Source organism: Nonomuraea sp. NPDC003214, from assembly GCF_053590035.1.
The window spans coordinates 458,118-480,082 of record NZ_JBSFSX010000007.1 but is presented as its reverse complement, the minus strand read 5'-3'; the positions used below and the strand labels follow the sequence as shown (position 1 = coordinate 480,082).

The 21,965-nt window shown below is 74.2% G+C and carries 21 protein-coding genes and 1 riboswitch; of the genes, 14 read left to right on the top strand and 7 right to left on the bottom strand.

The features are described from left to right. Positions 1–127 precede the first annotated feature (127 nt). Entirely contained in the window at positions 128–1,012 is an 885-nt protein-coding gene (locus ACWDXC_RS24250; RefSeq protein ID WP_449985579.1) for an MHYT domain-containing protein, read from the bottom strand. Positions 1,013–1,218: 206 nt separating this feature from the next. Here ACWDXC_RS24250 and thiI point away from each other — a divergent pair, with 206 nt between their 5' ends. Then, complete coding sequence (thiI, locus tag ACWDXC_RS24245) at positions 1,219–2,415, top strand: tRNA uracil 4-sulfurtransferase ThiI (protein ID WP_219514211.1); 1,197 nt, start codon at positions 1,219–1,221, stop codon at positions 2,413–2,415. 5 nt (positions 2,416–2,420) lie between these two features. Here the strand turns inward: thiI and aroF are convergent, their stop codons facing one another. Then, positions 2,421–3,452, bottom strand: a complete 1,032-nt coding sequence (gene aroF, locus ACWDXC_RS24240) for a 3-deoxy-7-phosphoheptulonate synthase (RefSeq protein WP_219514213.1) — start codon at positions 3,450–3,452, stop codon at positions 2,421–2,423. Positions 3,453–3,694: 242 nt separating this feature from the next. Between aroF and ACWDXC_RS24235 the strand changes: the two genes are divergently transcribed. The 3 genes from ACWDXC_RS24235 to ACWDXC_RS24225 all read left to right on the top strand — a co-directional run bounded on the left by ACWDXC_RS24235 (position 3,695) and on the right by ACWDXC_RS24225 (position 6,298). Then, positions 3,695–4,291: a molybdopterin-dependent oxidoreductase gene (locus tag ACWDXC_RS24235; RefSeq protein WP_308126112.1), complete on the top strand. Its 597-nt coding sequence runs from the start codon at positions 3,695–3,697 to the stop codon at positions 4,289–4,291. 43 nt (positions 4,292–4,334) lie between these two features. Beyond that, the gene (locus ACWDXC_RS24230) at positions 4,335–5,468 is read left to right on the top strand and encodes a histidine kinase (protein ID WP_449985574.1); all 1,134 of its coding nucleotides are present in this window, start codon (positions 4,335–4,337) and stop codon (positions 5,466–5,468) included. Between the two features lie 83 nt (positions 5,469–5,551). Next, complete coding sequence (locus ACWDXC_RS24225; protein ID WP_449985571.1) at positions 5,552–6,298, top strand: LytR/AlgR family response regulator transcription factor; 747 nt, start codon at positions 5,552–5,554, stop codon at positions 6,296–6,298. Positions 6,299–6,881: 583 nt separating this feature from the next. Here the strand turns inward: ACWDXC_RS24225 and ACWDXC_RS24220 are convergent. Next, positions 6,882–7,721 (bottom strand): deoxyribonuclease IV, encoded by an 840-nt coding sequence (locus tag ACWDXC_RS24220; RefSeq protein ID WP_449985568.1) that lies wholly within the window; start codon positions 7,719–7,721, stop codon positions 6,882–6,884. Between the two features lie 141 nt (positions 7,722–7,862). Between ACWDXC_RS24220 and uraD the strand changes: the two genes are divergently transcribed. The 9 genes from uraD (at position 7,863) to alc (ending at position 16,206) form a co-directional block, all read left to right on the top strand. Further along, on the top strand, positions 7,863–8,351 hold the full coding sequence (gene uraD / locus ACWDXC_RS24215) for a 2-oxo-4-hydroxy-4-carboxy-5-ureidoimidazoline decarboxylase (RefSeq protein ID WP_219514229.1): 489 nt from the start codon (positions 7,863–7,865) through the stop codon (positions 8,349–8,351). After that, a complete protein-coding gene (uraH, locus tag ACWDXC_RS24210) occupies positions 8,348–8,635 on the top strand; it encodes a hydroxyisourate hydrolase (protein WP_449985566.1) in 288 nt (95 codons plus the stop codon). Before uraD ends, uraH begins: the two co-directional genes overlap by 4 nt. Beyond that, positions 8,636–9,484 carry a factor-independent urate hydroxylase gene (gene pucL, locus ACWDXC_RS24205; RefSeq protein WP_375071755.1) on the top strand — a complete coding sequence of 283 codons (849 nt, stop codon included), beginning with the start codon at positions 8,636–8,638 and terminating at the stop codon, positions 9,482–9,484. A gap of 5 nt (positions 9,485–9,489) precedes the next feature. Beyond that, a complete protein-coding gene (locus ACWDXC_RS24200; RefSeq protein WP_449985563.1) occupies positions 9,490–10,350 on the top strand; it encodes an FAD binding domain-containing protein in 861 nt (286 codons plus the stop codon). Further along, complete coding sequence (locus ACWDXC_RS24195; RefSeq protein WP_219514257.1) at positions 10,350–10,820, top strand: (2Fe-2S)-binding protein; 471 nt, start codon at positions 10,350–10,352, stop codon at positions 10,818–10,820. Before ACWDXC_RS24200 ends, ACWDXC_RS24195 begins: the two co-directional genes overlap by 1 nt. Next, positions 10,817–12,178, top strand: coding sequence for an 8-oxoguanine deaminase (locus tag ACWDXC_RS24190; RefSeq protein WP_449985560.1), 1,362 nt, complete (start codon positions 10,817–10,819; stop codon positions 12,176–12,178). Before ACWDXC_RS24195 ends, ACWDXC_RS24190 begins: the two co-directional genes overlap by 4 nt. Positions 12,179–12,424: 246 nt before the next feature. After that, positions 12,425–13,567: a glycerate kinase gene (locus ACWDXC_RS24185; RefSeq protein WP_449985557.1), complete on the top strand. Its 1,143-nt coding sequence runs from the start codon at positions 12,425–12,427 to the stop codon at positions 13,565–13,567. A gap of 401 nt (positions 13,568–13,968) precedes the next feature. Further along, on the top strand, positions 13,969–15,261 hold the full coding sequence (gene allB, locus ACWDXC_RS24180) for an allantoinase AllB (protein WP_449985821.1): 1,293 nt from the start codon (positions 13,969–13,971) through the stop codon (positions 15,259–15,261). Then, positions 15,262–16,206 carry an allantoicase gene (gene alc, locus ACWDXC_RS24175; RefSeq protein ID WP_364172390.1) on the top strand — a complete coding sequence of 315 codons (945 nt, stop codon included), beginning with the start codon at positions 15,262–15,264 and terminating at the stop codon, positions 16,204–16,206. 18 nt (positions 16,207–16,224) lie between these two features. On the opposite strand, the gene pknB is transcribed toward alc, so the two are convergent. The 4 genes from pknB to ACWDXC_RS24155 form a co-directional block, all read right to left on the bottom strand. After that, positions 16,225–18,147 carry a Stk1 family PASTA domain-containing Ser/Thr kinase gene (pknB, locus tag ACWDXC_RS24170; protein ID WP_364172387.1) on the bottom strand — a complete coding sequence of 641 codons (1,923 nt, stop codon included), beginning with the start codon at positions 18,145–18,147 and terminating at the stop codon, positions 16,225–16,227. A 165-nt stretch (positions 18,148–18,312) separates the two neighbouring features. Beyond that, the gene (locus ACWDXC_RS24165; RefSeq protein ID WP_219507194.1) at positions 18,313–19,068 is read right to left on the bottom strand and encodes a thiazole synthase; all 756 of its coding nucleotides are present in this window, start codon (positions 19,066–19,068) and stop codon (positions 18,313–18,315) included. After that, positions 19,061–19,261: a sulfur carrier protein ThiS gene (thiS, locus tag ACWDXC_RS24160; protein ID WP_219507196.1), complete on the bottom strand. Its 201-nt coding sequence runs from the start codon at positions 19,259–19,261 to the stop codon at positions 19,061–19,063. Before thiS ends, ACWDXC_RS24165 begins: the two co-directional genes overlap by 8 nt. Continuing rightward, complete coding sequence (locus ACWDXC_RS24155; protein ID WP_449985552.1) at positions 19,258–20,631, bottom strand: FAD-dependent oxidoreductase; 1,374 nt, start codon at positions 20,629–20,631, stop codon at positions 19,258–19,260. Before ACWDXC_RS24155 ends, thiS begins: the two co-directional genes overlap by 4 nt. Continuing rightward, positions 20,621–20,737, bottom strand: a riboswitch (TPP riboswitch). It overlaps the preceding gene by 11 nt. Before the next feature lie 53 nt (positions 20,738–20,790). Here ACWDXC_RS24155 and ACWDXC_RS24150 point away from each other — a divergent pair. Beyond that, a complete protein-coding gene (locus ACWDXC_RS24150) occupies positions 20,791–21,960 on the top strand; it encodes an NAD(P)/FAD-dependent oxidoreductase (RefSeq protein WP_449985549.1) in 1,170 nt (389 codons plus the stop codon). Positions 21,961–21,965 lie beyond the last annotated feature (5 nt).

Sequence of the window (21,965 nt, the reverse complement as noted above, 5' to 3'; positions counted from 1 at the left end):
TCCGGCGCGCCCTCGTCGCCTCCCCGCAGAGCCGGGCAGCGGCCCCGACATCGCGTACGCGCGAGGTCAGCAGGGTGCCCCCACAAGCCGACGCAGGGAGTGTGGGGGCACATCGCCGCACAGGCGACTATCTCCGGCGGCTGCGCGGCGCGGCCTGCTGGTGGGGCACCGGCGCGGGGTAGACCGGCTGCGGCCCGGGGGCGGCGGCGGGGTAGCTGAGCTGCTGCTCCTGCGCGGCCTTGCGGCGCAGCTCCAGGCGGGCCAGGAGCTCGGCGTCCTCGTTCAGCTCCTGCTCCGACGGCGCCAGGATGACCATGAGCAGCATGGTCAGCGTGATGAGGCTGATCACGGTCATCAGCGGCACCAGGAAGTCGAGCGCGTCGGCCCCGGAGACGGCCGTGGGCTGCGGGTGGAGCTGGACGATCATCGCGAACATGCCGGTGTAGTGCATGCCCGCCACGGCCAGGCCCATGACGAGCGCCGCGGCGGTGATCCAGACGGTCCGCTTGACCCGCAGCGTGAACCACAGGGCGGTCGTGGCCGCGACGACGGCGATGATCACCGAGGCGATCACGAGGGTGCGGTCGTAGGAGACGTGCGCGGACATGTTCATCGCGTACATGCCGAGGTAGTGCATGCTCGCCACGCCGAGCCCGGTGAGCAGGCCGCCGCCGAGCAGCGCGGGGACGCGGCCCCCGCCGTAGGAGACGAGGAAGAGGCCGGTGCCGACGACGATGATCGCGACCAGGGCCGAGGCGACGGTGAGCGGCACGTCGTAGCGGATCTGGGTGCCCTCCACCTCGAAGCCCATCATGGCGATGAAGTGCATGACCCAGATCCCGGTGCCGCCGATGGAGATGGCCGCGCCGATCAGCCAGCGCATCCGCGAGGCACCTCGCGAGGCGTGGGCCTGGGCGGTGAGCCGCAGTCCGAGCATCGATCCCATGCACGACATCACGTAGGCGAGGACCGGCGTGAGCGGACCGTGGGTGAAATGGTCAACAGCGGACATGTAGTGAGATTCCTTGCATTAGGGGTCTCCGGATTGTGCCAGGAGCGCTGTCCCTTTCGCATGGATATCTCGACTATCTGTCAACTTGACAAGTCGGAAATGTGAGAAGTGCTCATGGATCCCTCGGTGGCCGGTCACGGACTAAACTCGGTGGGTCGCCGCGTTGGTACGAGCGCGCATTCCCTGTCTTCCCCGGAGGTTCCACCATGACGATGTCCGCCCTGGGCGAGCCATGCGTTCTGCTCAAGCTGGGCGAGATCGTCCTCAAGGGCAAGAACCGCGAGCTGTTCGAACGCCGCCTGATCAGCAACATCCGCGACGCGCTCCAGGAGCTCGGGCTCAAGCTCGACGTGCGCCGCCGCCACGGCGTCATCGCGATCTTCCTGCCCGACGGCTCGTCGGCCGAGCAGGCCATGACCGTCGCCGAGCGGGTCGCCGACGTGCCCGGCCTGGTGTGGATCCACCCGGCCTGGCGCGTCGCCAAGGACCCCGACGCGGTGCTCAAGGCCGGTCTCGAGCTCGTCGGCGAGCGCGAGGAGATCGCCCGCAAGCCCGCCTTCGCGGTCCGCTCCCGCCGCCGCGACAAGCGCTTCCCGCTGCGCTCCAACGAGCTCGACCGGCTCGTCGGCGGCGCCATCAACGACGCCTACGGCCTGCCCGTCGACCTGCGCAACCCCGAGCTGACCCTGTTCATCGAGGTCGACCGCGACGAGGTGTTCGTCTTCACCGGCGGCCTGCCCGGCCAGGGCGGCCTGCCCGTCGGCAGCAGCGGCCGGGCGCTGGTGCTCATGTCGGGCGGCATCGACTCGCCGGTCGCCGCCTACCGCATGATGCGGCGCGGCCTGCACGTCGACTTCCTGCACTTCTCCGGCATCCCGTTCACCACCTCCGAGTCGATCTACAAGGCCTACGCGCTGGTCAGGAAGCTCGACCGGTTCCAGGGCAAGTCGCGGCTGTGGGTGGTGCCGTTCGGCAAGGCCCAGCAGTCGATCCGCAACTCCGGCCAGGACCGGCTCGCGGTGATCGCCCAGCGGCGGCTCATGCTCAAGACCGCCGAGGAGGTCGCCCACCGCATCCGCGCCGCCGCCCTCGTCACCGGCGACGCGCTCGGCCAGGTCTCCTCCCAGACGCTGGCCAACATCACCGCCCAGGACCACGCCGTCGAGCTGCCGATCCTGCGCCCGCTCGTCGGCTGGGACAAGACCGAGATCATGGCCGAGGCCCGCCGCATCGGCACGCTGGAGATCTCCGAGCTGCCCGACGAGGACTGCTGCAGCCTGCTCGCCCCCAAGCGGGCCGAGACCCGGGCCAAGATCGAGGACCTCAAGCAGATCGAGAAGCGGCTGGACGCCGAGGAGCTCGCCGTCCAGCTCGCCGACTCGATCCAGGAATACACCCTCTAACCGGGTCAGACCGTCGCCGGGGCCGCCGCCGTCTTGCCCAGCAGCGGCGGCAGGTCCCGCATGACCTGGGCCAGCTCGCCCAGGTCGGCGTCGACGAGCGCCTGCGGCCCGTCGCACAGCGCCTGCTCGGGGTGCGGGTGCACGTCGATGATCACGCCGTCGGCGCCCACCGCCAGGGCCGCCCTGGTCAGCGGCATCACCAGGTCACGCCGGCCGCCCGAGTGCGACGGGTCCACGATCACCGGCAGGTGCGACAGCCGCTGCGCCACCGGCACCGCCGAGACGTCGAGCGTGTTGCGGGTGGCGGTCTCGAACGTCCTGATGCCCCGCTCGCACAGCACCACGTCCAGGTTGCCGCGCTGCGCGACGTACTCGGCCGCCATCAGCCACTCCTCGATCGTGGCGTTCATGCCGCGCTTGAGCATCACCGGCCGCCCCGCCGCGCCCACCGCCTGCAGCAGCGCGAAGTTCTGCGCGTTGCGGGTGCCGACCTGCAGCATGTCGGCGTAGGAGGCGACCAGCTCCACGTCGCGCGCGTCGACGACCTCGGTCACGATCGGCAGGCCGGTCTCCTCGCGCACGTCCGCCAGGATGCGCAGCCCCTTCTCACCCAGCCCCTGGAACGCGTACGGGGACGTGCGCGGCTTGAACGCGCCGCCGCGCAGCAGCGTCGCGCCCGCCGCCTGCGCCATCCGCGCCGCCTGCAGCGTCTGCTCCGGCGTCTCCACCGCGCACGGCCCGGCGATCAGCGTCACCGTGCCCGGCCCGATCGGCACCCCGCCCACCCGCACCGTGGACCGCTCGGGGTGGTTCTCCCTGCTCACCAGCTTGTACGGGGTCGAGACGCGCATCACGTCGCGCACCCCCGCCATCCCGCGCAGGCTGCCCGCGTCGAGCTGCGTCACGTCGCCCACCAGGCCGACGATCGTCCGCGTCACGCCCTTGCTCACGAACGCCTCCACCCCGGCCGCCCGCACGACGGCGACGATCGAGGCGACGTCGTCGCCGGTGGCTTCCTGGCCCATCACGATCACCATGCTGTACTCCTCCGGAAAACGCGAAAGGCCCCGGGTCCTGGTGGACCCGGGGCCTTTCTGCTCGCCTGTCTGCTAGCGCAGCGTCAGGTGGCGAACGGTCCGACCTGTGGGTCCGTCGCCATAAAAAAACACGAACGCGGTGCGCATAGTGCGCCAATGGTAGCGCACTCGACCCGCTGACGAACCGGCGCGCGGCCGGTGGCAGGATGGTCGGGACCGCGAGTCCCGTGAGGAGAGTGATCGTGGAGGAGCCGCGCCTGCCACCGGGCCAGTACGTGCCCCGCGGCCTACCCGTGATCCACTACGGCAGGGTCCCCCCGTTCAAGCCCGCCACGTGGGACCTGCGCGTGTCCGGCGCCACCGCGTCGGGGGAGGAGCACCGCTTCGGCTGGGACGACTTCGACCGGCTGCCGCGCACCGACGTCGTGGCCGACTTCCACTGCGTCACCAAGTTCTCCGTGCCCGGCCAGCGCTGGCGCGGGGTCACCCCGGCCGACCTCATGGCCGCCGCGCCGCCCGACCCCGGCGTGCGCCACGTCATGATCTGGGCCGAGTACGGCTACAGCGCCAACCTCAGGTGGTCCGACTTCACCGCCCCCGGCACGCTGTTCGCCACCGACCTCGACGACGCCCCCCTCACCGCCGAGCACGGCGCCCCGGTGCGCATGGTCGTGCCCCACCTGTACGCGTGGAAGAGCGTCAAATGGGTGCGCGCCGTCGAATACCTCCTGGAGGACCGGCGCGGCTTCTGGGAGGAGCGCGGCTACCACAACGTCGCCGACCCGTGGCGCGAGCAGCGCTACTCCTACCAGGAAGAACCCGGCGAGGGCCCGCCGTAGGGTTTCCGCCCCCACGCGCGACGATGTTGGTTACGGTTTGCGCATGCTGACCACCGCGTGCGTGGTGCTGCCCCTCCTCGCCTTCGTCCTGGGCTACACGCTGGCCCGACGCCGTGCCAGGGAAGAGGGCCGCTCCGGGGCCGAGGCGACCTTCACCACGCTGCACACGGCCGCGCTGGCCGCCCCCGCGCTGCGGACCGGGCTGCACCGCGACTCCGCCCGCAAGGCCGTGCGTCATCTGCGCGCCCTGCTCGGCACCCACTCCGTCGCGATCACCTCGACCGACGCCGCGCTCGCCTGGGACGGCCCGTGCACCGACGAGGTGCTCAGCTACGCGCGCACCACGCTGGCCGCCGGCCGCGCGCAGGTCTTCCCCGGGGAGCCGTACGGGGCGGTCGTGGTGCCGCTGACCGCCGACGGCAAGATCATCGGGGCGCTGGCCGCGTACGACGAGGAGCTGAGCGCCGCCCTGGTGCGCACGGTCACCGAGGTGGGCCGGTGGGTGTCGGGTCAGCTGGAGCTGGCCGAGCTCGACTCCTCGCGGCGGCGCGCGCTGGAGGCCGAGATGCGGGCGCTGCGGGCGCAGATCTCCCCGCACTTCGTCTACAACGCGCTCACCACGATCGCGTCGTTCGTCCGCACCGATCCGGGGCGGGCCCGCGAGCTGCTGCTGGACTTCGCCGACTTCGCCCGCTACGCGCTGCGCCGGGCCGACGACTTCACCACGCTGGCCGACGAGCTCACCTGCGTCGACCGCTACCTGCTTCTGGAACGTGCCAGGTTCGGCGACAAGCTGCGCTTCAGCCTTCAGGTGATGCCCGAGGTGCTGCCCGTCCCCGTGCCGTTCCTGTGCCTGCAGCCGCTGGTGGAGAACGCCATCAAGCACGGAATGCGGGGGCGCGGCGGCACCGGCGAGGTGCGCGTCGTGGCCCGCGACGCGGGTCCGGAGGCGCACATCACGGTCGAGGACGACGGCGTGGGCATGGACCCGGACCGGGCCAGGAAGGTGCTCGACGACGACCCGGGCCGCGAGGGCGCCGGGATCGGCCTGGCCAACGTCGACCTGCGGATGCGCCAGATCTACGGCGACGACTACGGCCTCGTGGTCGAGACCGCGCCCGGCACGGGCACGAAGGTGCGGCTGCGCGTGCCCAAGGCGCAACTCGGCGCGCCCTGATCGGCCCCGAACTGTAATCGATTCTTTACGGAACGTGGCCGAGGGGGTTGTGAGCAAGGCTTTCTTACGGCAGCTTAGAGGGCATGCTACGTGTTCTGGCCGTTGACGACGAGGTCCCCGCGCTGGAGGAGCTGGCCTACCTGCTGCGTCAGGACAGCCGGATCGAGCACGTGCGCACCGCCTGCGACGGTGTCGCGGCGCTGCAGGACATGGTGGCGATGATCGGCGGCGGCGAGCGGCTCGACGCGGTGTTCCTCGACATCCGCATGCCCGGCCTCGACGGGCTCGACCTGGCCCGGCTGGTCGGCGGGTTCCCCAGCCCGCCCAAGCTCGTCTTCGTCACCGCCCATGACGAGTGCGCCGTCCAGGCGTTCGAGCTGGAGGCCGTCGACTACCTGCTCAAGCCGGTGCGGGCCGAGCGGCTGTCGGAGGCGGTGCGCCGGCTGGAGGTCGCCTCCGCGCCGGCCTCGCCCGCCGAGCAGGGGCAGGACGACGTCATCCCCGTCGAGCTGGGCGGGCGCACCCGGTTCGTGCCGCAGCAGGCGGTGCGCTTCGCCGAGGCCAAGGGCGACTACGTGCGCCTGCACACGGTCGACGGCAGCTACCTGGTGCGCATGTCGCTGGCGGCGCTCGAGCGCCGCTGGGCCGAGGCCGGCTTCATCCGCGTGCACCGCAGCACGCTGGTGTCGGCCCGCCACGTCAGCGAGCTGCGCTTCGAGGGCGGGCGCGTGATGCTCACCGTCGGCTCCGAGACGCTCCAGGTCAGCCGCCGCCACACCCGCCAGGTACGCGAGCAGCTCGTCCGCCAGCATCGCGGCGCCGTCACCTGACGGTCCCGCCCGCCTGCGCCCCCCTGCGAGGGGGGCGTGATCGCCATGCGCGGCGTGTGCGGGCGGGCAGGCGTGAACGCGGGCGCGCTGGCATCCTGCCCCGCGCTCGCGTCCCTTGTCATGCCGGGGAGATTTCCCAGGTCACACCGGTCGGGCCGGGCCGTGACGGCGATCCGGTGACAGCTCGGAGGGCCTGTCGGCCGACCGCTCGTCGCACCAGGGTGACCGCTCGTCGATCAGACACGCTCCGTACATCGATGACTACGCACCGCTTACCGAGCTATGAGCCAACGGGGTTTCCCCGGCAAGATCGCGACCGTAGTGTTTCGGCATCGGAAGCCACTCCGGAGCATCGGGGGCGAGCCGCAAGGCTCCCCGCGGATGCGCCGGACTCCCTGGTGACCACCTGGGTCACCGCGGCTGCCGGGCCCTTTACCGGGGGGTAGGGCCCGCCGGCCGACCACGTGAGGGGGTGCCCGCCGTGGCCCCGATCCGGCCACACGGGGGCGGCCGGACGGTGCCGGCGGGCACCCCTGTCACGACGGGTCAAGGGCGTGAGCGGGGGGCGGCCGTGCGCGCCCCGTCAGCCGTCACGCAGCCGCTTGAGCGTCTCGATGTCCTCGCGGTGCTTGTCGGCCTTGCCGGGCGTCTCGATGCAGACCGGCACCCCGGCCACCGCCGGGTGGCGCATCATCTCGCCGAACGCCGCGGCGCCGATCAGCCCGGCCCCGATGTTCTCGTGGCGGTCCTTCTTCGACCCGCACGCGTCCTTGGAGTCGTTGGCGTGGATGAGCTTCAGCCGCCCCGGCGCGAGCTTGTGCAGGAGGTCGAACGTCTCCCGCACCCCGCCCTCGGCCGCCAGGTCGTGACCCGCCGCGAAGGCGTGACAGGTGTCGAAGCACACCCCGGCCCGCGGATGCCAGTCGAGCGCCGCCAGATAGGGCTCCAGGTCCTGCACGGTCGCGCACAGCATCGCCCCCTGCCCGGCCATCGGCTCCAGCAGCAGGTCGGGACCGCCGTCGGGGATCTCGTCGAGCAGCGGCAGCAGATGCTCGCGCAGCTGCCGCATCGCGTCGTCGCGCGGCTGCGTCACCGCCGAGCCGGTGTGCACCACGACCCCCTTGGCGCCGATGTCGACGCCCCGGCGCAGCGTGTGACGGACGATCGCCACCGAGTTGGCCAGCGTCTCCGCGCTGGGTGAGCCGAAGTTCGCCAGATACGGCACGTGGACGAAGGTGTCGACGCCGGACTCGGCCAGCAGCGCGTCCTGGTCGGGACGGCCCTCGGCCAGCGCCCACCCGCGCGGGTTGGTGACGAACACCTGGATCATTTCGGCGCCGATGTCGGCCATGTAGGCGAGCCCGCCCTTGGCCAGGCCGCCCGTGACGGAGACGTGCCCGCCGATCAGAGAGGTAGGGGTCATGATGGCACTCAGTGTATGGCCAGGCCAGGACCCGTCCGGATGCGGCCTTGGAGCATGACACAAAAGTCTTGGCCAACCGCCGCCCCGGTTGGGAGTTCCCGGGGATGGACCGGGCACCACCGCCATGTGTGTACTCGAGTCATGCCCGACGACGCGCTGGCCCGCTTCAACGCCCTGCCTCCCGAGGAGGCGGAGCGCGACCTGCTGGCCTGCTGCGCCTCCCGCGCGTTCGCCGGCCGGGTCGCCGCCGGCCGCCCCTACCCGTCGCCGGACGCCCTGGCCGACGCCGCCGCCCTGGCCGCCCGCGAGCTCGCCTGGGACGACGTGCTGGAGGCGCTGGCCGCCCACCCGAGGATCGGCGAGCGGACCGGCGGCGCCTGGTCGCGGCAGGAGCAGTCCGGCGTCGAGGACGCCCTGCGCGCCGACCTCGCCGAGGCCAACCGCGCCTACGAGCGCCGCTTCGGCCACGTCTACCTGATCTGCGCCACCGGCCTGACCGGCGCCCAGATGCTGGCCAGGCTCCGCGCGCGGCTGCGCGACGACGACGAGACCGAACGCCGGACCGTGCGCGCCGAACTGGCCGCGATCACCCGCCTGCGGGCCGGCAAGCTCCTGGAGGCCGGCCGATGAGCTTCTCGACGCACGTGCTCGACGCGGTCACCGGCCGCCCCGCCGCCGGGATGCGCGTACGGCTGGAGCACGACGGCCGCACCCTCGCCGAGGGCCGCACCGACGCCGACGGCCGGATCACCGGCTGGCAGCCCCGCAACGGCACGAACCGCGTGGTGTTCGACACCGGCGGCCCCTTCTACCCGGAGGTCGTCGTCGCCTTCACCGTGACCGACCCCGCGGAGCACCACCACGTGCCGCTGCTGCTGAGCCCGTACGCCTACTCCACCTACCGAGGGAGCTAGATGGCGATCGTCCTGGGACCCAACCGGTACGGCAAGGCGGAGACCCGGCTCGTGCGCGTCACCAAGGACGGCGGCGTGCACCACCTCAAGGACCTCAACGTCAGCACCGCCCTGTCCGGCGACATGACGGCCGTCCACCTGACCGGCGACAACGCCGCCGTGCTGCCGACCGACACGCAGAAGAACACCGTCTACGCCTTCGCCGCCCGCCACGGCGTCGGCGAGATCGAGGACTTCGCGCTGCTGCTCGCCCGCCACTACGTGAACGCCCGGCCCTCCATCCACCACGCCAGGGTCGAGATCGAGGAGTACGCCTGGGACCGGCTCGGCGACCACTCGTTCGTGCGCGCCGGCGGCGAGAGCCGCACCTGCCTGGTCCACCACGACCGCGACGGCCGCACCAGCGTGGTGTCGGGGCTGAGCGGCCTGGTCGTGCTCAACTCGACCGGCTCGGAGTTCCGCGGCTTCGCCGTCGACGAGTACACCACGCTGCGCCCGGCCGCCGACCGCGTCCTGGCCACCGCCGTCGACGCCCGCTGGCGCCAGCACGGCGGTCGCGCCGACCACGCGACCGTACGCCGCCACCTGCTGGAGGCCTTCGCCGGGACGCACAGCCTCTCGCTCCAGCAGACCCTGTACGCGATGGGGGAGCGGGTGCTCGCCTCCTGCCCGCAGGTGTGCGAGATCAGGCTCGTCATGCCCAACAAGCACCACGTCGCCGTGGACCTGACCCCGTTCGGGCTCGGCAACGACAACGAGGTGTTCCACGCCGCCGACCGACCCTACGGCCTGATCGAGGGCACGGTGCTGCGCGAGGACGCCCCCGACGCCGGATTCGCCTGGGAGTAGCACCGATGGACTTCTTGCGCCCCACCACGTGGGCCGAAGCGCTGGCCGCCAAGGCCGACCTGCCGGACGCCGTGCCGATCCAGGGCGGCACCGACGTCATGGTGGAGATCAACTTCGGCGTGCGCCGGCCCGCCGCGCTGCTCGACCTCACCCGGGTCGCCGAGCTCGCCACGTGGACGAACCAGGACGGGCGCCTGCGCATCGGCGCCGCCGTCCCGTACAGCGTGATCATCGACCGGCTCGGCGGCGAGCTGCCCGGGCTGGCCCAGGCGGCGCGGACCGTCGGCTCGCCGCAGATCCGCAACCGCGGCTCCGTCGGCGGCAACCTGGGCGCCGCCTCGCCCGCCGGCGACAGCCACCCGCCGCTGCTGGCCGCCGGCGCGCTGGTCGAGGCCGAGTCGCGTGACGGCGGCGTCCGCATGATCCCCGCCGACGCCTTCTACACCGGCGTCAAACGCCACGCGCTGCGCCCCGACGAGCTGATCAGGGCCGTGCACCTGGCCCCGGCGACCGGCCCCCAGTACTTCTCCAAGGTCGGCACCCGCAACGCCATGGTGATCGCCGTCTGCTCGTTCGCGATCGCGCTGCACCCCGGCGAGCGCCGCGTCGGCACCGGGCTCGGCTCCGCCGCGCCCACCCCGCGCCGCGCCCTGGAGGCCGAGGAGTTCCTGGCCAAGGAGCTCGACTGGGCCGCGCCGCTCGCCCCCGCGCTGCTGGACCGCTTCGGCGAACTGTGCGCCGCCGCGGCCTCGCCGATCGACGACGTACGCGGCAGCGCCGCCTACCGCCGCCATGCCGTCGCCGTGATGGCCCGCCGCACGCTCGCCTGGGCGTGGCGCGACCACCTGGGAAGGAGGGCCGCCTGATGCGTCTGACCTGCACCGTCAACGGCCGCGAGGAAACCGTCGAGGACGTCTGGGAAGGCGAGAGCCTGCTGTACGTGCTCCGCGAGCGGATGGGCCTGCCCGGCTCCAAGAACGCCTGCGAGCAGGGCGAATGCGGCTCCTGCACCGTCTACCTCGACGGCGTCCCCGTCTGCGCCTGCCTGGTCGCCGCCGGGCAGGCCGAGGGCCGCCGCGTCCGCACCGTCGAAGGGCTCGCCGACGGCGACCGGCTCGACCCCGTCCAGGAGGCGTTCGTCGAGTGCGGCGCCGTGCAGTGCGGCTTCTGCACCCCCGGGCTGATCGTCCAGGCGCACGACCTGCTCGCCCGCGTCGAACGGCCCTCCGACGCCGAGATCCGCGAGGCCCTGGCCGGCAACCTGTGCCGCTGCACCGGCTACGAGAAGATCCTCGACGCCGTACGGCTCGCGGCCGAGCGCAAGGCGTCCGCGTGACCACCCTGCTGATCGAGAACGCCTACCTCGCCCCCGTCGCCGGACCCGAGATCCCGCACGGCTACCTGCGGATCGACGGCGACCGGATCACCGCGCTCGGCCCCATGGACCGGCTGCCCGCCCTCCCGCACGCCGAACGCGTCGACGCCACCGGCTGCCTGGCCACGCCCGGCCTGGTCAACACCCACCACCACCTCTACCAGTGGGCCACCCAGGGCCTCGCCCAGGACGCCACCCTGTTCGACTGGCTCGTGGCGCTCTATCCCGTGTGGGCCGCCATGGACGCCGAGGTCGTGCACGGGGCCGCGCTCGCCGGGCTCGCCCACCTGGCGCTGTCCGGCTGCACCACCTCCAGCGACCACCACTACCTGTTCCCGCACGGCCGCGGCGACCTGCTCGCCGCCGAGATCGCCGCCGCCCGCGACGTCGGCCTGCGCTTCCACCCTGCGCGCGGCTCCATGGACCGCGGCCGCTCGTCGGGCGGGCTGCCGCCCGACGACGTCGTCGAGCCGATCGACCGCATCCTCGCCGCCACCGCCGACGCCGTCGACGCCCACCACGACCCGTCGCCCTCCTCCATGCTGCGGATCGCCGTGGCGCCCTGCTCGCCGTTCTCCGTCAGCGGCGAGCTGATGACCGAGGCCGCCCGGCTGGCCAGGGACAAGGGCGTGCGCCTGCACACCCACCTGGCCGAGACCCTGGACGAGGAGGAGCACTGCCTGGCCCAGTTCGGCGTGCGGCCCGTCGCGTACATGGAGCGGCTCGGCTGGCTCGGGCCCGACGTGTGGGTGGCGCACGCGGTGCACCTCAGCGACGGCGACATCGGCAGGCTCGCCGCCACCAGCACCGGCGTCGCCCACTGCCCCTCGTCCAACGGCCGCCTCGGCGCCGGCGTCGCCCGGGTCGCCGACCTGCTGCGGGGCGGCGCCAACGTCGGGCTCGGCGTCGACGGCAGCGCCTCCTCCGAGCTGACCACGATGGCGGGGGAGATGCGGCAGGCGCTGCTCTTCCAGCGCGCCCGCTTAGGGCCCGACGCCCTCACCGCCCGGCAGGCGCTGGAGCTCGCCACGCTCGGCGGCGCGCGCAACCTCGGCCGCCAGGCCGACCTCGGCACGCTGGAGCCCGGCAAGCTCGCCGACGTGGCGCTGTGGCGGGTCGACGGCCCCTTCACGGCCGCCGTCGGCGACCCGGTGTGCGCGCTCGTCCTCGGCCCACAGCCGCCGCTGGCCCGGCTCCTGGTCGGCGGGCGCACCGTCGTCGCCGGCGGCGAGCTGCGCACGGTCCCGCACGACGCCGCCGGCCGCGCGGGCGTCGCCGCCCACCGCCGCCTCCTGCGCCTCGCGGCGGAGCGCCGATGACGGGCCGATGCCCGCCCGACGCCCGTGGGTGCCCGCCCGATGCCCGCCGGTGCCCGCCCGATGCCCGCTGGTTCCCGCCCTCTGCCCGCCGGCTCCCGCCCGATGCCCGCCGGTTCCCGCCCCGGTTTTCCACAGGGGGCCGGGGCACGCGCACGGGGCCGCGGGCGGGGTGTGATGATGGGGACCGCCGGCCCGCCCGCCCCCGGCAGGGGGGCCGCCCGTGTCCGTCTCGTGTGGGAGTTCGCAGTGGTTGAGCACGTGCTTGTCGCCCCGGACAAGTTCAAGGGTTCGCTGACGGCGGCGGAGGTCGCCGCCGCCGTGTCGTCCGGGCTCGGCGTCCCGGCGGTGCAGCTGCCCGTCGCCGACGGCGGCGACGGCACCGTCGAGGCCGCCGTGGCAGGCGGCTTCACCCGGGTGACCGCCCGCGTCACCGGCCCCACCGGCGAGCCCGTCGACGCCTCCTACGCCAGGCGCGGCGACACCGCCGTCATCGAGCTCGCCGAGGCGTCCGGCCTGCGCCGCCTTCCCGGCGGCCCCGAGCCGCTCACCGCCACCAGCCACGGCACCGGCGAGCTGATCGCCGACGCCGTCAAGCAGGGCGCCACCCGCGTCGTCCTCGGCCTGGGCGGCAGCGCCTGCACCGACGGCGGCGCCGGGATGGTCCAGGCGCTCGGCGCGCGCCTGCTCGACGCCGAGGGGCGCGAGCTGCCGCCGGGCGGCGCGGCCCTGCGCGACCTCGACCGGATCGACATGTCCGGCTTCCTCGACCTCTCGGGCGTCGAGGTGGTCGTGGCGAGCGACGTCGACAACCCGCTGCTCGGCCCGCACGGCGCCGCCGCCGTCTACGGGCCGCAGAAGGGCGCCACGCCCGACCAGGTCGCCCTGCTGGAGAGCGCGCTGTCCCGGCTGGCCGCCGTCGCCACCCGCATCCACGGCCTCGTCGGCGCCGTCGAGCACGACGACGTCCCCCGCCCGATGGGCGTCGCCGGAGCGCCGGGCGCCGGGGCCGCCGGCGGCGTCGGGTTCGCCGCGCTCGCCTTCCTGCGCGCCGACATCCAGCCGGGCATCGACTACCTGCTCGACCTGCTCGGCTTCAACGAGCAGGTCGAGGGCGCCCGCCTGGTGATCACCGGCGAGGGCTCCCTGGACGAGCAGACGCTGCGCGGCAAGGCCCCCGCCGGCGTCGCCCGGGCCGCCGCCCGCGCGGGCGTCCCCGTCGTCGCCGTCTGCGGCCGGCGCACGCTCACCGACGACGACCTGCGGGCCGCCGGCTTCGCCGCCGCCTACGCCCTCACCGACCTGGAGCCCGACCCGGCCCGCTGCATGGCCGCCGCGGCCCCCCTCCTCCAGCAGCTCGCGGCCCGCGTGGCCGCCGCCCACCTACCCTGATGCCCCCACCCGCCCCGCCCCCGGTCCCCCCGCCCCAGGCTGCCCCGACCCCGGCGGCCTCGGTTGGGGCCGCCTCGGTCTCGGCGGCTTCGGTTGGGGCCGCTTCGGTCTCGGCTGCCTCGGTCCGGGCTGCTTCGGCCCCGGTGGCCTCGGTCCGGGCTGCTTCGGCCCCGGTGGCCTCAGCCGGGGCGGCCTCGGGCTCGGTGGCTTCGGTTGGGGCAGCCCCGGGCTCGGCGGACTCGGTCCCGCCCGCCCATGTCCCGCCCGCCCATGTCCCGCCCGCCCATGTCCCGCCCGCCCAGGTGCCGTCCACCCAGGTGCCGTCCGCCTCGGGCTCGGCGGCTTCCGTCCCGGGGCCGGTTGTCTTCGCCTGCGTCAGCTCGGGCGGGGGTGCGTACGAGCTGGTGGTGCGGTCGCGGAGGGGGGTGACGCCCGACGGGGTGCGCCCGGTGGCCGTGGCGGTGCGCGGCGGCCGGATCGAGGCGCTGTGCCCGTACGACGCCGAGCTGACCGCCGCCGAGGACGTCGACCTGCGCGACCTGGCGCTGCTGCCCGGCCTGGTCGACACGCACGTGCACGTGAACGAGCCGGGCCGCACCCACTGGGAGGGGTTCGCCAGTGCCACCAGGGCCGCCGCGGCCGGAGGCGTCACGACGATCGTCGACATGCCGCTCAACTCGCTCCCGCCGACCGTGGACGCCGCCGCGCTGGCCGTGAAGCGGCGCGCCGCCGAGGGCCGGTGCCACGTGGACGTCGGCTTCTGGGGCGGCGCCGTGCCCGGCAACCTCAAGGAGCTGCGGCGGCTGCACGAGGCGGGCGTATACGGGTTCAAGTGCTTCCTGTCGCCGTCGGGCGTGCCGGAGTTCCCGCCGCTCGGGCCGGGCGAGCTGCGGGAGGTCATGGCGGAGATCGCCGGGTTCGGCGGGCTGCTGATCGTGCACGCCGAGGATCCGGCGCTGCTCACGGACTGCGCGGGCCCCTCGTACCGGGAGTTCCTGGCGTCGCGGCCGGGAGTGGCCGAGCGCAGCGCGGTCGAGCTGGTGGTCCGGCTGGCGGCCGAGACGGGCGCGCGGGCGCACGTCCTGCACGTCTCCAGCGCCGAGTGCCTGCCGGTGCTGGAGGCGGCGCGGGCCGCCGGGCTGCCGGTCAGCGCCGAGACCTGCCCCCACTACCTGGCGCTCGACGCCGAACGGGTGCCCGAGGGCGGCACCGCGTACAAGTGCTGCCCGCCCATCCGCTCGGCCGCCAACCGCGACCTGCTGTGGGACGGGCTCGCCCGGGGCGTGCTGAGCTGCGTCGTCTCCGACCACTCGCCCGCCACCGCCGACCTCAAGGTGCCCGACTTCGCCGCAGCGTGGGGCGGCGTCGCCTCGCTGCAGCTCGGGCTGCGCGTCGTGTGGACGGAGGCGGCGCGGCGCGGCCACGAGCTCGCCGACGTGGCCCGGTGGATGGCGGCGGGCCCGGCCGCGCTGGCGGGGCTGCCGGGCAAGGGCGGCATCGTCCCCGGCAACGACGCCGACCTGGTGGCCTTCGACCCCGACGCCGTCGAGCCCGTCGACGCGGCCCGGCTGCACCACCGCCACCCGATCACGCCCTACCACGGCCACGCGCTCAGGGGCGCCGTCCTGACCACCTGGCTGCGCGGCAGGCCCGCCGACGGCGTGCCGCACGGGACCTTGCTGAGGGGAACGTAGATGCCGAGCTTCACCCACCTGCCCGACCTCGCGCTGCGCGGCCACGGCGGAGCGGTCGTCGCCGCCAGCGACGAGGCGTTCGCCGAGAAGGAGGCGCTGATCCGGCCGGGCCGCCCGGAGTTCCGGCCTGCCACGTTCGGCGGCAAGGGGCAGGTCTACGACGGCTGGGAGACCCGCCGCCGCCGCGAGCCCGGCCACGACTGGGCGCTGGTGCGGCTCGGCCTGCCCGGCGTGATCCGCGGCGTGGTCGTCGACACCGCCTGGTTCACCGGCAACCATCCCTCGTCCGCGTCCGTCGAGGCCGCCGAGGTCGCCGGGCATCCTGCGCCCGCCGAGCTGGCCGGGGCGGCGTGGACGGAGATCGTGCCGCGCAGCCCGCTCGGCGGCGACGCCGCGCACCCGTTCGAGGTCACCGGCGAGCGCCGCTGGACGCACGTGCGGCTGAACATCTTCCCCGACGGCGGCGTCGCCCGGCTGCGGGTGCACGGCGAGCCCCGGGCCGACCTGTCGGTGTACGAGGGGCTCGGCCTGGACCTGGCGGCCATGGCCAACGGCGGGCTGGTCACCGCCTGCTCCGACGCGTTCTACTCCGAGCCGCACCACGTCATCGCCCCCGGCCTGCCCCGCCACCAGGCCGAAGGCTGGGAGACCGCGCGCCGCCGCGACGGCGGCAACGACTGGCTGGTCATCCGGCTGGCCGGGCGCGGCCTCATCAGGGTCGCCGAGATCGACACCACCCATCTGCTGCACAACGCGCCCGCCGCCGTCACGCTCACCGGCCTCGACGGCGACCGCGAGGTCGAGCTGCTGCCGACGACCCCGCTGCTGCCCGACACGCCGCACCGCTTCCGGCTGAGCCACACCGAGCCCGTCGAGCGCGTACGCGTCGACATCCACCCCGACGGCGGGCTGGCCAGAGTCCGCCTGCTCGGCACCCTGGCCTGACCTCTCAGCGCCGGGCGCCTAGTGCCAGAGCAGCACTTCGGAGTTGGGCGGGCGCTCGCTGTTGGGGGCCGGGCGCTGGAAACGCACCACGCCGCCGCCGCCCACCGTGCGCACCCGCACCCGGAAGCCCAGCGCCCGCAGCTCGTTGCGGGCGTCGTTGACGTTCTTGCCCATCACCTGCGGCACGATGACGAACTGCTGGTCGTCGCGGGCCTCCTGGTCACCGTTGAACCAGTGCCAGAAGTCCGTCTGGCAGCGCGACACCGTGATCATCGCCGGGATGCCCTGGTCGACCTCCGCCTTGGCCTTGGGCGCCTGCGCGATCACCGTGCACGGCTCGGCGTCGTCGTCGACCTCGGTGACCTGCACCTGGAAGCCCTGCTGGCTGAGGAACGCGGCGGCCTGGTCCTTCGGCATGCCGTCGACGTCGGGCATCACCAGCCCGGCGCTCACGTACAGGTCGATCTTGGCGCCTTCCTTGACCTTCTCGCCCACCTGCGGGGAGGTGCGGATGACGGAGTTGCGCGCGACCTCCAGGTTCTGCAGGCGGCGGACCTTGCCCACGGTCAGGCCGGCGCTGCCGATCGCGTTGCGGGCGTCCTGCTCGGTCAGGCCCTGCACCTTCGGCACCAGCACCCGCTTGGGGCCGAGCGACGGCACCAGCGTGATCGTCTGCCCGGCCTCGACCTCGGTCTTGGCGGCCGGGTCCATCTCCAGGACGAGCCCCTCGGCCACCTCCTCGTCGTGGCGGCCCTCCACGCGGCGCACCTTGAAGCCCAGGTTGCGGGCGTTCTGCTCGGCGACCGCGAGGTTCTTGCCGACGAGGTCGGGCACCACGGCCAGCGTCTTCTGCGAGAAGTAGAGGCCGGTCAGCGCCACGGCGACGACCATCACCGCGGCCAGCCCCACCAGGAACCAGTTGGGCCGGAACCCGCCGCCCTTGCCCCGCCCGCGCGGCGGGGGCGGCGGCGCGGCCGGCACCTCGGCGCGCGGCTGGATCAGCGTGTGCGCGGGAGCGGCGGCGGGCGGCATCGTGGACGGCATCGGGTGCGGCCTGGAGTGGGCGCCGGATGCGCGGCCGGGCTCGCTCAGCCGGGGCAGCGTGCGGTGCGCCTCGACGGCCGCCACCAGCATCGCGGTCGCGTCGGCCGGGCGGTCGTGCGGCTCGCGGGCCGTGGCGTGCGCCACCAGCGCGTCGATCTGCGGCGGCACGTCGTGGATCAGCGACGACGGCGCCGGGACCGTGTCGTGGACGTGCCGGTAGGCCACCGACATGGGCGTCTCGCCGTCGTACGGCTGCCTGCCGGTGACCAGCTCGAACAGCATGATGCCCGCCGCGTAGACGTCGCTGCGCACGTCGGCGCCGCCGGTCGTCACCTGCTCGGGCGACATGTAGCCGATCGTGCCGATCATCACGCCGGTGCGCGTCTGGTTGGTCGCCTCGATCGCCCTGGCCAGGCCGAAGTCCACGACCTTGACCCGGCCGTCGGCGGTCAGCAGCACGTTCTCGGGCTTGACGTCACGGTGGACCATCCCGGCCTGGTGGGCCGCGCCGAGCGCCGCCAGCACCGGGATCATGATCTCCAGCGCCTCGCGGGCCGGCAGCCGGTCGCGCTCGCGCAGGATGTCACGCAGCGTCTTGCCCGGCACGTACTCCATCGACAGATAGACCACGTCGGTGTCGGTGCCCTGGTCGAAGACGTGCACCACGTTGGGGTGGGAGAGGCTGGCCACCGACTTCGCCTCGCCGATGAACCTGCGCACGAACGCCGGGTCGTCGGCGAGCGAGCGGTGCATGACCTTCAGCGCGACGGTCCGGTCCAGCCGGATGTCGAGCGCGAGGTAGACGGTCGCCATGCCGCCCCGGGCGATCCGGGACTCGACGCGGTAGCGTCCATCGAGCAGCCGGCCGACCAACGGGTCGGCAGTCGTCGTGTCCACCCCGCTGAGTTTACGGGCGTTTCGCACCCGGGAGGGCCTGACCATCCGAAACCGATGCCGACCCGTGCCCCGCCCGGCCCCTCACGTGCCGCGCCGTCGCACAGGCCACCCCGGCACCGGCCCCGGAGAGCCGGTGCGCCCCCGGCAGACGGGAAGGACGTCCCGTCAGGGGGTCAGCGGGGAGGACGCTTCGGCGTAGCGGCGGCGCGGGATGCGCCCCGCCTGCCGCGCCATGCGGCCCGCGCGGACCGCCTCGCGCATCGCCGCCGCCATCAGGTCGGGCCGCTGGGCCCGCGTCACGGCGGTGGCCAGGAGCACGGCGTCGCAGCCCAGCTCCATCGCCAGCGCCGCGTCACTGGCCGTGCCGATGCCCGCGTCCAGGATGACCGGGACCCCGGCCGCCTCGACGATCAGCTCGATGTTGTGCGGGTTGCGGATGCCCAGCCCGGAGCCGATCGGCGCGCCCAGCGGCATCACCGCCGCGCACCCGGCCTGCTCCAGCCGGCGGGCGAGCGCCGGGTCGTCGCCGATGTACGGCAGCACGGTGAACCCGTCGGCCACGAGCCGCTCGGCCGCGTCGAACGTCTCGATCGGGTCGGGCAGCAGGGTCCGCTCGTCGGCGATGACCTCCAGCTTGACCCACGAGGTGCCCAGCGCCTCCCGGGCGAGCCGGGCCGTCAGCACCGCGTCGCCCGCGGTGAAGCAGCCCGCCGTGTTGGGCAGCACCTTGATGCCGCGCTCGCGCAGCACGTCCAGCACCGAGCCGCGGGCGGCCGGGTCGAGCCGCCGCATGGCCACCGTCGTCAGCTCGGTGCCCGACGCGGCCAGCGCCTGGTCCAGCACCTCCAGCGACGGCGCGCCGCCGGTGCCCATGATGAGCCGGGAGGAGAACTTCTCCCCAGCGATGATCAGGTCATCCACCTTGCACCGCCGTCAGCACCTCCACGCGGTCGCTGTCGCGCAGCGCCGTCGTCTCCCACGCGCCGCGCGCGACGACCTCGTCGTTCACGGCCACCGCGACGCCGGTGGTGGCGGTGGTCAGGGTCTGTACGGCCTGCGCGACGGTCATGCCGTCAGCCACGTCGTGCGTACTTCCGTTGATCAGCAATTTCATGAAATATCCCGAAATCTAGCGGGTGAGCACAGGGACGCGAGGTCGCCCTCCTCGCCCTGCAGGATCGCGGCCGTGAGCGGGGCCATCAGCACCCCGCCCCGGAAATGCCCCGTGGCCAGCACCAGCCCCGGGGCCGAGCCGGGGCCGATGATCGGCAGGTTGTCCGGCGTGCCCGGCCGCAGCCCCGCCACCACGTCGGCGACCTCCAGCTCCGTCACCCCCGGGACCAGCTCCCTGGCGTCGCGCAGCAGCTCGTACAGCCCGCCGGCGGTCACCCGGGTGTCGAACCCGAGCTCCTCCTGCGTGGCCCCCACCACGAGCTCCCCGTCGCCCCTGGGTACCAGGTAGACCGGCGTGCCGTGCACCATCCCGCGCACGCACCGGCCCAGCAGCGGCTCGGGGGAGCGCAGGCGCATGATCTGCCCCTTGACCGGCCGTACCGGAACGTCGGCCAGCCCGGCGCTCCACGCCCCGGCGGCCAGGACCACCCGCTCGCCGAAGATCTCCTCCCCGGACTCCAGGCGTACGCCGGTCACCCGGCCGCCCTCGCGCGACAGCCCGGCCGCGCGCTCCCGTACCAGCGGGACGCCCCGCCGCTCCAGGGCCACGAGCAGGGCGGCGGTGACGCGGCGCGGGTCCACCCACGCGTCGCCGGGCGCCAGCAGACCGCCGCGCACGGACGGCGCCAGCATCGGCTCCAGCCGCCGGCACTCGCGCCCGGTCAGCCGCTCCACCGGCAGGCCGAGCTTCTCCATGAACGCGGCCAGCTCCCCGAGCGCGGCCAGGTCGTCCCCGCCGAACGCCACGTCCAGCGTCCCGTCGGAGCGCAGATCCAGCACGTCCCGCCCCTCGGCCGGCACCCCGCCGAGCGCCGAGAGCCCCCCGAGCGGGTCAGCCCCCGCGGCGTCGCCGAAGGAGGGAGCCGCGCCGGGCCCGGAGGCGGCGGGACCGTCCTCACCCCCAGCCGCACCCCCGGCCGGACGGCCGGTCGGATGGCCGGTCGGCTCGCCGGCCCGTGGCGCACCGCCGGATCCCGCGGGAGGTCCGTCCAGGGAGGCGCCCCCGGAGGGCGGGGGTGCGCCGGTGGCGGTGGGGCCGCTCGTGCGGGCGCCGGTCCGTCCAGGGGGGAGGGCGGCGTCGACGGTGAGGTCGGCGGCGAAGGCGGGCCAGCGGCGCAGGGCGGCGATGCCGAGCCGGAGCAGCGGCTCCTCGGTGTAGGTCACCTCGCTGACCGGCGCCAGCATCCCGGCCGCGGCGTGGGAGGCGCCCGAGGCGGGGGCCGGGTCGACCACGGTGACGGCGCGGCCCGAGCGGGCCAGGCGCCAGGCGATCGACAGTCCGACGACTCCGCCGCCCACGATCACGTCCATGTCCGCTCCCTTCGCCGGCATGATCCGGATCAGGTGTCTTGCGGTCGAAGGCCCGGTGAAGCCTTCCTCTCAGCCCGGTTACGGCCGGACTCCCGCGCGTCTTACGTCCCCCAGCCTACGGCCTCGGTGCGACGCCGCGGCACCGCCCCCGTTATGGTCATGAACGTGAATCGCGTCGTGGTGGTGGGAGCGGGTCTTGCGGGCGTGCGCAGCGTCGAGGCGCTGCGGGCACGGGGGTTCGGCGGCCGGATCACGTTGATCGGCCAGGAACGGCACCGGCCCTACGATCGGCCGCCGTTGTCGAAGGCGGTGCTGCTCGGCTCGGCCGACTCCAGCTTCGTCGACTCCGACCTGGACGCGCTGGAGGTGGACTTCCGGCCGGGCGTCTCGGCCAAGTCGCTGCGTGCGGGCGTGGTGGAGACGACCGAGGGCGAGCTGGGCTACGACGGCCTGGTCATCGCGACGGGCGCGGAGCCGATCCCGCTGCCGGGTGACGGCCCGCAGCACGTGCTGCGCACGCTGGACGACTCGCTGGAGCTGCGGGCCCGCCTGGTGCCGGGCGCGCGGGTGGTGGTCGCGGGCGCGGGCTGGATCGGCGCGGAGGTGGCCACGGCCGCCCGCCGGGCCGGCTGCGCCGTCACCGTGCTGGAGGCGGGCCGGACCCCGCTGGCGCAGGCGGTCGGCGAGGAGATCGGCGCCCGCACGGAGAGCTGGTACGACGGCATCGACCTGCGGCTGGAGACGATGGTCGCGTCGGTCGACGAGGGCGGCGTGGAGCTGGTCGGCGGCGGGTTCGTGGAGGCGCACGTGGTCGTGGCGGGCATCGGCGTCCGCCCGGCCGTGGAGTGGCTGGCGGGCTCGGACGTCGACCTGCACAACGGCGTGGTCACGGACGAGCGGCTGCGCACGTCGCTGCCCGGCGTGGTGGCGGTGGGCGACTGCGCCGCCTGGTGGTCGCGCCGCTACGGCGCCCGGCTGCGCGTGGAGCACTGGGACACCGCGCTGAGCGCCCCGGAGGTGGCCGCCGCGACGCTGCTGGGCGAGGAGGCCGTGTACGATCCGGTCCCGTACTTCTGGTCGGAGCAGTTCGGCCACATGGTGCAGTACGCCGGCCACCACCCGGCGGGCGAGCGCCTGCTCTACCGGGGCGGGCCGGAGGGCAAGTGGTCGGCCTGCTGGCTGACGGCCGAGGGCGGGCTGGCGGCGGTGCTGGCCGTCGACCGGCCCCGCGACCTCGTGCAGGGCCGCCGGATCATCCAGGAGGGCCGTCGTCTGGACGCGGAACGCCTGGTAGATCCAGATGTACCCCTACGGGATTGTGTTGTTTGAGCAAG

Excerpts from the sequence above, each read along its gene's own strand:
- ACWDXC_RS24250 (WP_449985579.1), bottom strand. The coding sequence starts at position 1,012 with ATGTCCGCTGTTGACCATTTCACCCACGGTCCGCTCACGCCGGTCCTC.
- thiI (WP_219514211.1), top strand. The coding sequence starts at position 1,219 with ATGACGATGTCCGCCCTGGGCGAGCCATGCGTTCTGCTCAAGCTGGGC.
- aroF (WP_219514213.1), bottom strand. The coding sequence starts at position 3,452 with ATGGTGATCGTGATGGGCCAGGAAGCCACCGGCGACGACGTCGCCTCG.
- ACWDXC_RS24230 (WP_449985574.1), top strand. The coding sequence starts at position 4,335 with ATGCTGACCACCGCGTGCGTGGTGCTGCCCCTCCTCGCCTTCGTCCTG.
- ACWDXC_RS24225 (WP_449985571.1), top strand. The coding sequence starts at position 5,552 with ATGCTACGTGTTCTGGCCGTTGACGACGAGGTCCCCGCGCTGGAGGAG.
- ACWDXC_RS24220 (WP_449985568.1), bottom strand. The coding sequence starts at position 7,721 with ATGACCCCTACCTCTCTGATCGGCGGGCACGTCTCCGTCACGGGCGGC.
- uraD (WP_219514229.1), top strand. The coding sequence starts at position 7,863 with ATGCCCGACGACGCGCTGGCCCGCTTCAACGCCCTGCCTCCCGAGGAG.
- uraH (WP_449985566.1), top strand. The coding sequence starts at position 8,348 with ATGAGCTTCTCGACGCACGTGCTCGACGCGGTCACCGGCCGCCCCGCC.
- pucL (WP_375071755.1), top strand. The coding sequence starts at position 8,636 with ATGGCGATCGTCCTGGGACCCAACCGGTACGGCAAGGCGGAGACCCGG.
- ACWDXC_RS24200 (WP_449985563.1), top strand. The coding sequence starts at position 9,490 with ATGGACTTCTTGCGCCCCACCACGTGGGCCGAAGCGCTGGCCGCCAAG.
- ACWDXC_RS24195 (WP_219514257.1), top strand. The coding sequence starts at position 10,350 with ATGCGTCTGACCTGCACCGTCAACGGCCGCGAGGAAACCGTCGAGGAC.
- alc (WP_364172390.1), top strand. The coding sequence starts at position 15,262 with ATGCCGAGCTTCACCCACCTGCCCGACCTCGCGCTGCGCGGCCACGGC.
- thiS (WP_219507196.1), bottom strand. The coding sequence starts at position 19,261 with ATGAAATTGCTGATCAACGGAAGTACGCACGACGTGGCTGACGGCATG.
- ACWDXC_RS24155 (WP_449985552.1), bottom strand. The coding sequence starts at position 20,631 with ATGGACGTGATCGTGGGCGGCGGAGTCGTCGGACTGTCGATCGCCTGG.
- ACWDXC_RS24150 (WP_449985549.1), top strand. The coding sequence starts at position 20,791 with ATGAACGTGAATCGCGTCGTGGTGGTGGGAGCGGGTCTTGCGGGCGTG.